Source organism: Rathayibacter sp. PhB151, assembly GCF_004366415.1.
GTDB classification, from domain to species: Bacteria; Actinomycetota; Actinomycetes; order Actinomycetales; family Microbacteriaceae; genus Rathayibacter; species Rathayibacter festucae.
The window spans coordinates 221,563-234,082 of record NZ_SOEN01000010.1; the positions used below are offsets into that span (position 1 = coordinate 221,563).

The window sequence follows — 12,520 nt, forward strand, 5'->3', positions numbered from 1 at the left end:
GCCCGAGAGGTGGATCCACCATGACCGACCGCGCCACTGCACCCCGCATCGACCCGTCGACCGCGCCGCCGGCCGAGAGCGCCGGGCTCGCCGGCCCCTCGCTCGTCAAGCCCGGCTACGACGACCGCCTCGCCAACGAGGACCTCGCCCCGCTCGTCAAGCAGCGCTGGTCGAGCTACAACATCTTCGCGTTCTGGATGTCCGACGTGCACAGTGTCGGCGGCTACGTCACCGCCGGCTCGCTCTTCGCGCTCGGCCTCGCCGGCTGGCAGGTGCTGGTGGCCCTCGTGGTCGGCATCGTGATCGTGCAGGTCTTCTGCAACCTCGTCGCGAAGCCCAGCCAGGTGACCGGCGTGCCCTATCCGGTGATCAACCGGGCGATCTTCGGCGTCCGCGGGGCGAACATCCCCGCGATCATCCGCGGGCTGATCGCCATCGCCTGGTACGGCGTGCAGACCTACCTCGCCGCGCAGTCGCTCAACATCGTGTTCCTCAAGTTCTTCCCGGCGATGGCCTCCTGGAACACCCCCGAGGCCTCCTTCCTCGGCCTCTCCGCCCTCGGCTACCTCTCCTACTCGATCCTCTGGGTCGCGCAGGCCGCGCTGTTCTGGCGGGGCATGGAGTCGATCCGCCGCTTCATCGACTGGGCCGGCCCCGCCGTCTACGTGGTGATGCTCGTGCTCGCGATCTACCTCGTCTCGCAGGCCGGCTGGGAGAACATCTCGCTGAACCTCGGCTCGGGCGAGCCCCTCGACCTCGGCGCCTCGATCCCGGTGATGATCTCGGCCGTCGCACTGGTCGTCTCCTACTTCTCCGGTCCGATGCTGAACTTCGGCGACTTCTCCCGCTACGCCCGCAGCTACCGAGCGGTGAAGAAGGGCAATTTCCTCGGCCTGCCGATCAACTTCCTCTTCTTCTCGCTGCTCACCGTGATCACCGCCTCCGCGACGGTCCCCGTCTTCGGCGAGCTGATCACCGACCCGATCGAGACCGTCGAGCGGATCGACACCTGGTTCGCCGTCCTGCTCGGCGGGCTCACCTTCGTCATCGCGACGATCGGCATCAACATCGTCGCCAACTTCATCTCGCCCGCGTTCGACTTCTCCAACGTCAACCCGAAGAAGATCAGCTGGCGGATGGGCGGCATGATCGCCGCCGTCGGCTCGGTGCTGCTCACCCCGTGGAACTGGTACTCCAACGACACCGCGATCCACTACACGCTCGGCATCCTCGGCGCCCTGATCGGCCCGCTGTTCGGCGTCCTGATCGCGGGCTACTACCTGGTCAGCCGTCAGCGCGTCTGGGTCGACGACCTCTACACGATGAGCGAGAAGGGCCGCTACTGGTTCTCCCGCGGCTTCAACCCCAACGCCGTCTGGGCCACCGTGATCGGCGGCCTCCCCTCCGTCCTCTCGGTGCTCGTGCCGCGCTGGATCGAGGAGGCGGGTGGCCCGTCCTTCACCTGGCTCGGTGACTACAGCTGGTTCCTCGGCTGCGGCCTCGGCTTCGTCGCGATGGCCGTCCTGGAGCGCCGCTCCCCGCGGATCGGCCGCCTCGAGGAGGACCTCGCGAACGTCAGCGACGGCAGCACGGTCTGACCCGCGCCCTCCCCCGCCCGTCCCCACCCGGCCTCGCCATCCACTCCATCCTCCAGAAGTTGCGGTAGTCGCGCGTGACTACCGCAACTTCTGAGGACTGGCCGGTGGCGTGGTGGCCGTTCCACCCCTGCAGCATCCCGAGGAGCGCCCGTGCGCATCACCGTCGTCAACCCGAACACCAGCGAGCACATGACCGAGGCGATCGGCCGCGCCGCGCGGTCCGTCGCCTCCGTCGGCACCGAGATCGTCGCCGTCACGCCGCCGATGGGACCGGCCTCGATCGAGAGCCACTACGACGAGGCGCTCGCCGTCCCGGGGCTGCTGCACGAGATCGTCCGCGGCGACGCCGAGGGCAGTGACGGCTACGTCGTCGCGTGCTTCGGCGACCCGGGGATCGACGCGGCCCGCGAGATCGCCCGCGGACCGGTGATCGGCATCGCCGAGGCCGCGATGCACATGGCGTCCCTGGTCGGCCGGCGGTTCAGCGTCGTCACCACGCTCTCGCGCACCAGCGGGCGGGCCTGGGACATCGCGCACCGGGCCGGCTTCGACCGGGCCTGCGCGGGAGTGCACGCCTGCGACATCCCGGTGCTCGAGCTCGACGACCCGCACTCCGACGCGCGCCGGGTGATCCTCGAGGAGTGCGCGGCCGCGCTCGCGACGGACGGCTCGGACGTGATCGTCCTGGGCTGCGCGGGGATGGCCGACCTCTGCCACGACCTCTCGCGCGAGCTCGGCGTCCCGGTGATCGACGGGGTCGCCGCCGCGGTCCGGCTGGTCGAGGGCCTCGTCGCGATGGGAGTCACGACCTCGCGCCGCGACGAGTTCGCGGCACCGCGCCCGAAGGAGATGACGGGGCTGCTCGCCCCGTTCGCGCTGGCCTGAGGCGAGCGCACGAGACGGGACGCACGAAGGGCCCGGGAGCAGACGCTCCCGGGCCCTTCGTCTGCAGCGGCTAGGACTGCTGAGCGCTCCGGCGACGGCGCGTCACGACGAGCGACACGAGGCCGAGGGCCAGCAGGGCGCCCGCACCGGAGGCGGCGCCCGCCGTCTCGACACCGGTGGCGGCCAGGTGCCGGCCGCCGGTCGCGGTCGCGGTCGACGCCGCGGCAGCGGTCACGACGATCGGCTCCCGCTGATCGGCGGCGATGTTGACGCTCGGATCGAAGACCTGGAAGAGGGAGCCGTACTCGCCGTCCACGGCGGCCGAGACCAGGACGACGACGAAGTAGCGACCGGGCGCGAACGAGCCGCGCACCGTCGCGCCGTCGAAGGTGGCGTCGCTCTGCAGCGGACCGAGCTCGACACCCTCCTGCTCGTCGTCGTTGTTGAACTTCTTGACCAGGACGCGCAGGGTGACCTCGTCGAAGCAGTCGGGCAGCGCGAAGGCGCCGACCGTGACGGCGATGGTGCCCACTCCGCCGACGGCGTCGACCGTGAACGGCTCGTTCGCCTGGGAGCGGTCGAGGCCGTCAGCGCAGGAGTCGAAGGCGCTCAGCACCCGGAGGGTCTCGCGCAGGATCTCGCTGCGGAAGATCTCGACGCCCTCGTTCACCCCCGAGGTCTGGACCGAGACGGTCCAGTCGGCCGTGTACGGCAGAGCGACCTCGATGGTGCGGGCCGGCAGGCCCTCGGCGGGGACCTGCTCGACGGTGTCCAGTGCGACACCGACGCCGTTGTCCTGGGTCACGAAGTAGCCGATGTTCGCCTCGTCGTAGCGGCCGGTGCTCGCCCGGGGCGGGACCGACAGCGTGAGCGTCCCGGGGGCGGTGGCGATCGAGATCTCACCGTCGAGCGACACGGCGGTGTCGGCGGTCGACGGGTCGAGTGCCGTTCCCGCTGCGGAGCGCCACTGCTCGGAGGCGAGATCGACGAACGATCCGCCGCGCATGCCGTAGAGCTTCGTGGTCACCAGGACGGTGCGCGGGCCGGCCGGCGCGGGGACCAGGGCGGTCTGCGGCGCGCTGCCGTCCCGCTCGACGGGGACCGTGACGCCGATGCCGCCGGAGTACTCGCCGTCGGGGCCCTGCGCGACGAGGACGATGTCCGCCGACGCGGCGCAGTCCGGGAACGACGCCTCCGGGAGCGCGACGGTCGCGAAACCGGGTGCGGCCTTCCAGTCGACGGTGATCGCGTCGAAGTCGATCGCGACCGCCCGCGCGCCGTCCGGGCAGGAGGGGTCGGTGTCGTCGCTCGCGACGGGTGCCGGAGACGGCACGGCGGTCGCGGTGGGCACGGCGGTCGCGGTCGGCGCGGCGGTCGCGGTCGGCGCGGCGGTCGCGGTCGGCGCGGCGGTCGCGGTGGGCACGGCGGTCGCGGTCGGCGCGGACGTCGGCGCTGTGGTCGGCGCCGGCTCGGCGGCCTGAGCCGCTGCCGACTCCGCCGCAGGACTCGCCGACGGCGTCGGTTCCACACGAGCACTCGCGGCCGCCCCCGGCGCGAGGAGACCGGCGGCGAGGCCGACGGCGAGGGTGAGGCACGCGAGACGCGAGCGCGAGCGGAGAGGGGTCCCCCGGAGAGACATGGATGTATTCCTTCTCGAGAATGTGGATGCGGGATCGGCGCCGAAGCTGCCCCCGTGGCGCCTGGCTGATGTCTATCAGCGGCCTGAGCGTCCGCACATCCCCCGCGGCGCGGCGCTCTGCATCGATCGCGTAACGGCGCTTCTGGGAGGATCGAGCCATGGCGATCCTCCGCGACCTGGCCCTCGGCGCACGGCTCTTCGGCAGGGGGTTCGGCACCTGGGTCCGCTCGCCCCGGGCGATGCTCCTCGGCGCGATCCCGCCCCTGATCGTCGGCCTCGTCTTCGTCGGCGTGCTGGTGCTCGTTCTCACCCGGATCGACGAAGTGGTGCGCGCGCTGACGCCGTTCGTGGACGGCTGGGACGAGGCCGCGGCCGGCACCGTCCGCCTCCTGCTCTCCATCGCCGCGGTCGGGGCGATCGTCGCACTCGGCGTCGTCCTCTTCGCCGCGGTCACCCTGCTCGTCGGCGACCCCTTCTACGAGCGGATCTGGCGCGGCGTCGAGAACGAGCTCGGCGGCGTGCCCGACGAGCACGAGACGGGGTTCTGGCGCGGACTCGGCCGCACACTGCGCGACTCCTCGGTGCTGGTCGCCACCTCGCTGGCGATCGGCGTCGTGCTGGTGCTGCTCGGGATCATCCCGGTCGTCGGGCAGGTGGTCGGGCTGGTCGCCGGCGCGCTCGTCGGCGGCCGGGCGCTCGCCCTCGAGTTGACCGGGTTCGCCGGCGACGCCCGCGGACTCGCACTGCGCGATCGCCGCCGGCTCCTCGGCGAGCGCCGCGCGGTGTCGCTCGGCTTCGGCATCGCGGTCTACCTGGCCTTCCTGATCCCGGGCGGCGCTGTGCTCGCGACCCCCGCGGCGACGGCCGGGGCGACCCTCCTGCTGCGCACGCTCCGCGGCGAGTCGACGGAGCGGATCGACCCGGCGCCCGACGCCGCGACCGCCTGATCGGGTGGCCGCCCGAGCGGCGCCTCCCCTAGACTTCCCCCGTGCTCACGTCGACCCTCCGCCCCTGGTGGCCCGCCTCCTAGGCAGGCCGACGCGCAGACTCCTCTCGCACACGACCGCCTCGACCGGGCGGTCGTTCTGCATGTCGGGGCCCGGGTGAGGGACACCCCGACCCAAGGACCACGATGACCTCGCTCCTCTCCCGCATCCTCGCCTCCGACGGAACGCTGCCGTTCGCGGTCGTCCTCCGGCAGGGCCGGACGGACGTCGACGTCTTCACCGGCGACGTCGTCGATGTCGACGGCCTCGCCGACATCCCGCTCGACGGCGCCGACGTGCTGACCCTCGTGCCCTACCGCCAGGTGCGCGAGCGCGGCTTCGCGGCGAAGGACGACGGCGCCCCGCTGCGGAACCTCGTGGTGCGCGAGCGCGAGAGCGTGCCGCTGGCCGAGGTGCTGCGACTGCTGCCCGAGCGCGAGATCCCGGTCGAGGAGCGCGGCTTCGACGTGCCCGACGAGGAGTACGCGGAGATCGTCCGCCGGGTGATCGACGACGAGATCGGCCGGGGCGAGGGTGCGAACTTCGTCATCAACCGCGCCTTCGTCGCGCACACGGACGCTCCCGCGGTCGAAGCGGTGCTGGCCTGGTTCCGCCGGCTGCTGACCGACGAATCGGGCGCCTACTGGACCTTCGCGATCCACACTCCCGGTGCCGACGGCTCGCCGGCCGTCACCGCGGTGGGCGCGACGCCCGAGCGCCACGTCTCGGTCCGCGACGGCGTGGCGATGATGAACCCGATCAGCGGCACCTTCCGCCACCCCGCGGCCGGCCCGACCGGCGCCGAGGTGCTCGCCTTCCTCGCCGACGTCAAGGAGAGCGAGGAGCTCTTCATGGTGGTCGACGAGGAGATGAAGATGATGAGCGCCGTCTGCCCGAACGGCGGGCGGATCCTCGGGCCGTTCCTCAAGCAGATGTCGCGGCTCAGCCACACGGAGTACCTGCTCGAGGGGCGCACCGATCTCGACGTCCGCGAGGTGCTGCGGCTGACCATGTTCGCGCCGACCGTCACCGGCTCGCCGATGGAGAACGCCTGCGCCGTGATCGCGGAGTACGAGAAGGAGCCGCGCGGCTACTACTCCGGTGTCCTCGCCCTGTTCGAGCCGGAGGAGCACGGCTACACGGTCGACGCGCCGATCCTGATCCGCACCGCGTACCTCCGCGAGGACGGCCGGCTCACCGTGCCGGCCGGCGCGACGCTCGTGCGGCACTCGACGCCGGAGGGCGAGGTCGCCGAGACCCGCGCGAAGGCGTCCGGGGTGCTCTCCGCGCTGGGGCTGCTCCCGCACCGCGACATCCCGCCGGCGATCGACCTCAACGCGCAGCCCGGCGTGCAGGAGGCGCTCGAGGCGCGCAACGAGCGGCTCGCGTCGTTCTGGCTGCGGCCGCAGGCTCCCGAGCACATCGAGGGGCTCGCCGGGCACACCGCGCTCATCGTGGACAACGAGGACCAGTTCACGACGATGCTCGCGCACCAGCTGCGCCACCTCGGCATGGACGCCCGGGTCGAGCGCTGGTCGAGCGTCGAGGACGTGCTGAGCGACGACCTCGTGGTGTTCGGCCCCGGCCCCGGTGACCCGCGCGACGACTCCGAGCCGCGGATCGCCCGGCTGCGGGCGCTGATGACCGAGCGGCTCGCCTCGGAGCGGCCGATGCTCGCCGTCTGCCTCAGCCACCAGATGCTGTCGCTGCTGGCCGGGCTGCCGGTCGAGCCGCTGCCCGCGCCCCGGCAGGGCGTGCGGCTGGCGGTCGACGTCTTCGGCGAGGACGCGGCGATCGGCTTCTACAACACCTTCTCGTCGGTCGCGGGTGCGGACGTGTCGAGCACCCCGCTGCTCGACCTCGAGATCTCGCGCGACCCGGCGACGGGGATCGTGGACGCGCTGCGCGGGGAGGGAGTCGCCTCCGTGCAGGGGCACCTGGAATCGGTGCTGTCCTCCGACGGCCTGCGCACGCTCGAGCGACTGGTCCGCACCGCGACCTCGCAGCCGGCGCGCGCGTGAGCGACGTCCGGCTGATCGCGTCGCCGTCCTACTCCGCCGAGCTGCGGGAGGCGGTGGCCGCGAGCGTCCGGGCGGCGGCGGAGGCCGCTCGCGGCTGGTACGGCCGCGGCGACAAGCTCGCCGCCGACGCGGCCTCGGTCGCGGCGATGCGAGCGGTGCTCGCCGAGGCACCGTTCGCCGGCGTCGTCGTGATCGGCGAGGGTGAGAAGGACGACGCCCCGATGCTCGCGAACGGCGAGCGGCTCGGGCGCGCCCACTCCCCCTCCTGCGACGTCGCGGTCGACCCGCTCGACGGCACCCGGCTGACGGCGGAGGGGATCCCCGGCTCGGTCTGCGTCATCGCGCTCGCCCCGCGCGGCACGATGCTCGATCCGCGCGACGTCTTCTACATGGACAAGCTGGTCTGCTCCGGAGCGGGGGCGGGAGTCGTCGGGCTGGATCGGCCGCCCGCCGAGAACGCGCGGCGGCTGGCCGACGCCCTCGGCAAGCCGGTCTCCGAGCTGGTGGTCGCCGTGCTGGACAAACCGCGGCACGCCGGGCTGATCGCGGCGCTGCGGGAGGCCGGTGTCGCGCTCTCGCTGCGCGGCGAGGGCGACGTCTCGGTCGCCATCGAGGCCGCGGACCCCTCCGGCGCCGTCGACCTCGTGCTCGGCATCGGCGGCACGCCCGAAGGGGTCGTCGCCGCCTGCGCCGTCCGCGCCCTCGGCGGCGTGATGGAGGGCCGCCTCGCCCCGCAGACCGCCCTCGAGCGCGCGAACGCCCTGGCCGCCGGCCACGACCTCACCCGCCTGCTGACCCTCGACGACCTCGTCTCCTCCCCCGACGTCCTCTTCGCCGGCTGCGAGGTCTGACGCTTCTCCGCGAGATGCCACTTGTGCACGCCTTTCACGGCGTGTCGCGTGCACAAGTGGCATCTCGCGGGGGCGCCGGTCAGGGGGCGGCGACGCCGTGGCGCCAGTAGCCGATGAAGGTGATGGCGCGCTTGTCGACGGCGCGGTCGGCGACGAGGTGGCGGCGGGCGCCGGTGGCGAGGGAGGACTCACCGACGGCGAAGACGGAGGGGCGACCCGCGGGCAGGGTCGCGTCGCGGAGGACGGCGAGCGCGTGCTCGCCGGGGCGGGCGTGCGCGTCGGCACGGGGCAGCCAGTGCAGAGTGACGGCGTCGGAGGCGACGACGGGCTGGCGGTCCGCCTCGGAGGGCAGCTCGAGGAAGACGTGAGCGGCGCGGTCCTCGGGCAGCGAGGCGAGGATGCCCGCGACCGCCGGCAGTCCCGTCTCGTCGGCGACGAGCAGGCACCAGTCGGAGCCGTCGGCCCGGCGGTAGCCGAGCCCCTGGTCGAGGATGCCGACCCGGTCGCCGACCGCGGCGGTGAGGGCGAAGGTCACGGCGGGCCCCGCCTCCCCCGGCTCGCCGTGCACGACGAAGTCGACGTCGATCTCGGGTCCGCCGTCGGCGCCCTCGGCCCGGTAGCGGCGCACGGTGTAGTTGCGGACCACCGGCCGCTGCGCCTTCGGCATCGCGAGGTACTGCGCGTACCAGAGCGCGCTCGAGCGGGTCGGCAGCCGCAGCGCCTCCTGCCCGGGCCGCGGCAGGAAGAGGCGGAACCACTGGTCGTGGCCGAGCGGATGCAGCAGCGCGACCCCGGGCCCGCCGAAGGTGACGCGCTGCATTCCCGGCGTCACGCGCGCGGTGCGGACGACCTCGACGGTGACGACCTGCGGATCGGTGGGGCGGGTCGGGGCGGACGAGCGGGCCATGCGGAGCCTCCGTGCTGCGGGCGGACGCACCGCCGGGTTTGGTGAGGCTTACCTTACCTAGGCCCTCGGCCGCCCCATCGGTACTGTCCGCGAGATGCCACTTGCGCACGCCTTTCACGGCGTGTCGCGTGCACAAGTGGCATCTCGCTCAGACCGTGTGCCCTGAAGAGGGGTGTGTGAAATTTCCTCGCTTAGTGGTCATATAGATGTGGTCGCGGCGCTGGGTCCGACCGAGGAATCGAGGGACGGCCATGAAGAGATCGACACGAATCGCTTCCCTTGCAGGAGCAGTCCTGCTGAGCGTCGGGATGGCGGCGACGGCGCAGGCGAACGTCTTCGCGGACAGCTTCGACAAGAACGCCGGCGGGTTCCAGTCGCCGACGTCGACCACCTACCAGACGAAGTACGAGTCGAATCGGAACGGCACCATCCAGCTCCGGGAGATCGGCAGCGACTACAAGATGGACGCGCAGATGTGCCAGGCGCTCGTCAACTGCGACAGAGGCACGAAGATCTTCTCGATCACCGACGACAACATCGTCCACGGGCTCCCGAACAGTTATGAGGCGGGCACCGAGACTCTCACGTCCGCGCTTCGAACGACCCCCTTCACCATCTATCAGGTGCACGTTCGCGGTCAGTGGCAGGCCTGGTAGAGCCGGAGCCCGACCATCGACACGACCGTGCCTTCGCGCTTCGCACTGGTCCTCACCGATCTGCGGTCGTCGTTGCGCTGGCCGCAGGCGCTCCTCGGTGCGATCCTCGTCCTCGGTCCGACGGCTCTCGGGCTGGCGGAGGTGGGCGGCGGTGTCCACCGCGATGAGCTGGACGTCTACTCCCAGTTCATGATCTCCCCGATGATCATCCTCTTCCCCGTCTTTATCACGACGGCCTGCTGCAGCGGCACCGCTGCCGATATCAGGAAAAGGTTCGTCGTCCTCGTCCGCGCGCGAATGGATCTCCGGTCCTACCTGGCGACCCGGATGATGAGCGTCGCCCTCGGAGGATTCGTGCTCGGCTTCGTCGCCGCACTCCTTCCCGGACTGATCGCCTTCGGGATCTGGCCGGAGCTGGGTGCGCCCTTCATCGATCCGGTCGTGTACGGACTCGCACCGGACGAGGTGGAACGGAACGCCCTGGAGCGCGTGAACTACTCGCAGCTGCTCGCCTTCGGCTGGCCGGTGTACCTGATCGGCTACTCCTCGGTGCTGGGTGCCTGGGGTGCGATCACGGCGGTGGCCGGGGTGCTCGCACTGGTCGCACTGAAGAACCTGGGGCTGGCGATGGTGCTGCCCGCAGTGGTCTTCTTCGTCGAGACGATGGCTGTCGCTCTGGTCGACCATCCACTTCTCGGATTCATGTACGGAGCCTTCCCGTTCGGTCTCGATCAGGCGCCGATCGGAATAATGGTCCTGCCGCTCGCGGTCGCTGGAGCCGCGACGGTTCTCGCCGCACGGCGGATCCTCGGCAGAGCCCAGCGACTCCCGGCGCTGACATGATCGCCTCGCTCTCCCGCCGTGTCCGCCTGCTGCTCGCCGGCTGGGCCCTCGCGGCTGCCGCCGCGTACTCGATTCACCAGCGGACGCTCTGGACCGCGTCGGGTTCCTCGTTCGGATTCGTCGACGTGGCGGTCGAAGTCGTGAACGACCCGCTCTTCGTCTGCTACGGACTGGGAGCGCCGTGGTGCATCGCCTTCTTCCTGGCGTCGAGGTCCCTCCCTCCGGAATCCGTGTGCATCCGGGCCGGATCACTCAAGAACGTGCTCCTCGTCCTCCTGCGCAGCGACGCGGCGAGTGCTGCGGTCGTCCTGTTCGGTGTGCTGACGACGTTCTGGGTGTGCTCCCTCGGGCTGGCGAACGACCTCGCGCGCGTGCCCGGATCGGTGAGTGCACTGCTCTCGGACGTCGCGCTGCCCCCGCCCGTCGGAGTGCTGCTCCAGCTCCCGCTCCTCCTGCTCTTCCTCACGACGATCGGGTCCCTCCTCTCCGCCTGCTGGGTGCTCTCAGGCGGGAGTGTCCTCGTCGGGCCGGCGGCGACGGTGCTGCTCGGCTGGTTCGCCGTCTCGGCGGCGGGGGGACTCCCGAGGACTCCGCCGTCAGCTCGGCGTTCCTCTCCAGTTCCTCGCTCCACCTCGGGCGGCCGTTCGGCGTGCTCGCCGCCGCCGTCGTCCTCCTCTCGATCGAGGTCGTCCTCCTCGGCGCCGTCCGGGTCCAGGATCGCCGGCTGTCCGGAGTTGCGCGGTCCTGGGGTGCCGGATGGGCGGCGTACGTCCTCCTCCTCGGCACGGCCGCGCTCGGGCCGACGGGGCTCCAGTCGGTCTCCGAGGGGAATCCGGCACCCGGGGTCGAGGGGAGAGTCCTCGGTCCTCTCTTCGCGGGCCCGGCGGGCGCTCTCGCCCCCACCCTGTTCTCCGTCCTCGTCGTCACGGGCTTCGCGATGACCTGGCAGCTCAGCGAGCTCGATCCCCGACGCCCGATCCTCCGCTGCGAGCTGATCCGGTACGGATCGAGCGGCGCTCGGAATCGGCGACTCGGCGCAGGGCTCCTCGCCCGTGCACTCGGAGTGAGCGCGCTCGTCGGCGCTCTGGCCGGTGCCGAGGCGCTCCTGCGAGGCGCCCCCGGCGAGCTCGCGTCCTTCGCCGACCCCGTGGTGGGCTATCAGCTCCTGGTCAACGGAACGCTGCAGCTGACACTGGTCGCGGTCGCCGCCTCCGCCTTCGCGCAGCTCGCCGGATCGGGCGCTGCCCCCGCGGCGTTCTCGGCCGGATTGGCCTTCCTGCCGAGCGAGCTCCTCGAGGGCAACCCGCTCGGCGTCGCGGGTCTGTGGCGGAGCGCGGAGGGCTGGCCGAGCGTCCTCCACGGGACGGCGCTGGCGCTGGGGAGCGCCTGCATCGTCCTCGTCGCAGCAGCCATCGCGTCTCGACTGGTCGAGAGGCATCCACGAACAGAAAGAGGTCGCTCATGACGAACGCCATCACGGTCGAGGGTGTGTCCAAGAGCATCCGCGGGAATCTGCTCTACAGCGAGGTCGCGTTCGAGCTGCGCCGAGGCGGGCTCTACGCCCTCCTCGGTCCGAACGGCTCCGGGAAGTCGGTCCTGCTGCGACTGCTCTGCGGCTTCCTCAGGCCGGACTCGGGCAGCATCAGCGTCGACCCTTCGATCTCGCCGGAAGGGCGGACGTTCCCGGACGGCTTCGGGATCACGATCGACGGCCCCGCCTACCTCGCAGGCCTCTCCGCGGAGCAGAACCTCCTGCGACTGGCCGCGATCCGCAGGCGCATCGGGATCGAGGAGATCCGCGCGACGCTCGCCTCGGTACGTCTGCAGAGCACGGGGCGCTCAGCGGTCCGCACCTTCTCCTCGGGGATGAAGCAGAAGCTGTCCCTCGCGCAGGCTCTGATGGAGGACCCGAAGGTGCTCCTCCTCGACGAGCCGTTCACCGCGCTCGACACGGAGAGCGTCGCGGTCGTCAAGGACGTCCTCCGCGAGCGGGTGGCTCAGGGCGTCACCGTTCTGCTGACGATGCACGGCGAGGCGGACTTCCTCGCCGAGTGCGACGGCGTCCTCCGGATCGAGAACCGCACGATCTCGATGCTCTGAGGACCGGTCTTCTCCGCGAGATGCCACTTGTGCA

Annotated in this window: 11 protein-coding genes; 9 read left to right on the plus strand and 2 right to left on the minus strand. The window is 71.6% G+C overall.

The features are described from left to right. Window positions 1–20 precede the first annotated feature (20 nt). Entirely contained in the window at window positions 21–1,598 is a 1,578-nt protein-coding gene (locus tag EDF35_RS18005; protein WP_123447833.1) for an NCS1 family nucleobase:cation symporter-1, read from the plus strand. A 150-nt stretch (window positions 1,599–1,748) separates the two neighbouring features. Continuing rightward, the gene (locus EDF35_RS18010; RefSeq protein ID WP_133963323.1) at window positions 1,749–2,483 is read left to right on the plus strand and encodes an aspartate/glutamate racemase family protein; all 735 of its coding nucleotides are present in this window, start codon (window positions 1,749–1,751) and stop codon (window positions 2,481–2,483) included. Between the two features lie 70 nt (window positions 2,484–2,553). Here the strand turns inward: EDF35_RS18010 and EDF35_RS20935 are convergent, their stop codons facing one another. Next, on the minus strand, window positions 2,554–4,122 hold the full coding sequence (locus EDF35_RS20935; RefSeq protein WP_166674150.1) for a hypothetical protein: 1,569 nt from the start codon (window positions 4,120–4,122) through the stop codon (window positions 2,554–2,556). Between the two features lie 158 nt (window positions 4,123–4,280). On the opposite strand from EDF35_RS20935, the gene EDF35_RS18020 reads away from it, so the two are divergent. From EDF35_RS18020 to EDF35_RS18030, 3 genes are all read left to right on the plus strand, one after another. Continuing rightward, a complete protein-coding gene (locus EDF35_RS18020) occupies window positions 4,281–5,069 on the plus strand; it encodes an EI24 domain-containing protein (protein ID WP_133963324.1) in 789 nt (262 codons plus the stop codon). A 185-nt stretch (window positions 5,070–5,254) separates the two neighbouring features. Continuing rightward, the gene (locus tag EDF35_RS18025) at window positions 5,255–7,129 is read left to right on the plus strand and encodes a chorismate-binding protein (protein ID WP_123705314.1); all 1,875 of its coding nucleotides are present in this window, start codon (window positions 5,255–5,257) and stop codon (window positions 7,127–7,129) included. After that, the gene (locus tag EDF35_RS18030) at window positions 7,126–7,980 is read left to right on the plus strand and encodes a fructose-bisphosphatase class II (protein WP_166674163.1); all 855 of its coding nucleotides are present in this window, start codon (window positions 7,126–7,128) and stop codon (window positions 7,978–7,980) included. Before EDF35_RS18025 ends, EDF35_RS18030 begins: the two co-directional genes overlap by 4 nt. A 79-nt stretch (window positions 7,981–8,059) precedes the next feature. On the opposite strand, the gene EDF35_RS18035 is transcribed toward EDF35_RS18030, so the two are convergent. Next, window positions 8,060–8,887 carry a siderophore-interacting protein gene (locus tag EDF35_RS18035; protein WP_133963326.1) on the minus strand — a complete coding sequence of 276 codons (828 nt, stop codon included), beginning with the start codon at window positions 8,885–8,887 and terminating at the stop codon, window positions 8,060–8,062. A 251-nt stretch (window positions 8,888–9,138) separates the two neighbouring features. Between EDF35_RS18035 and EDF35_RS18040 the strand changes: the two genes are divergently transcribed. From EDF35_RS18040 to EDF35_RS18055, 4 genes are all read left to right on the plus strand, one after another. Next, a complete protein-coding gene (locus EDF35_RS18040) occupies window positions 9,139–9,543 on the plus strand; it encodes a hypothetical protein (protein ID WP_133963327.1) in 405 nt (134 codons plus the stop codon). Window positions 9,544–9,570: 27 nt separating this feature from the next. Beyond that, entirely contained in the window at window positions 9,571–10,386 is an 816-nt protein-coding gene (locus EDF35_RS18045; protein WP_133963328.1) for a hypothetical protein, read from the plus strand. Window positions 10,387–11,035: 649 nt separating this feature from the next. Beyond that, window positions 11,036–11,851, plus strand: a complete 816-nt coding sequence (locus EDF35_RS18050) for a hypothetical protein (protein ID WP_133963329.1) — start codon at window positions 11,036–11,038, stop codon at window positions 11,849–11,851. Further along, window positions 11,848–12,486 (plus strand): ABC transporter ATP-binding protein, encoded by a 639-nt coding sequence (locus EDF35_RS18055; protein WP_133963330.1) that lies wholly within the window; start codon window positions 11,848–11,850, stop codon window positions 12,484–12,486. Before EDF35_RS18050 ends, EDF35_RS18055 begins: the two co-directional genes overlap by 4 nt. Window positions 12,487–12,520: the final 34 nt, after the last annotated feature.

What these genes read in the sequence shown, in the direction of transcription:
- EDF35_RS18025 (WP_123705314.1), top strand. Translation starts at nt 5,255, where the DNA reads ATGACCTCGCTCCTCTCCCGCATCCTCGCCTCCGACGGAACGCTGCCG.
- EDF35_RS18035 (WP_133963326.1), bottom strand. Translation starts at nt 8,887, where the DNA reads ATGGCCCGCTCGTCCGCCCCGACCCGCCCCACCGATCCGCAGGTCGTC.
- EDF35_RS18020 (WP_133963324.1), top strand. Translation starts at nt 4,281, where the DNA reads ATGGCGATCCTCCGCGACCTGGCCCTCGGCGCACGGCTCTTCGGCAGG.
- EDF35_RS18005 (WP_123447833.1), top strand. Translation starts at nt 21, where the DNA reads ATGACCGACCGCGCCACTGCACCCCGCATCGACCCGTCGACCGCGCCG.
- EDF35_RS20935 (WP_166674150.1), bottom strand. Translation starts at nt 4,122, where the DNA reads ATGTCTCTCCGGGGGACCCCTCTCCGCTCGCGCTCGCGTCTCGCGTGC.
- EDF35_RS18055 (WP_133963330.1), top strand. Translation starts at nt 11,848, where the DNA reads ATGACGAACGCCATCACGGTCGAGGGTGTGTCCAAGAGCATCCGCGGG.
- EDF35_RS18040 (WP_133963327.1), top strand. Translation starts at nt 9,139, where the DNA reads ATGAAGAGATCGACACGAATCGCTTCCCTTGCAGGAGCAGTCCTGCTG.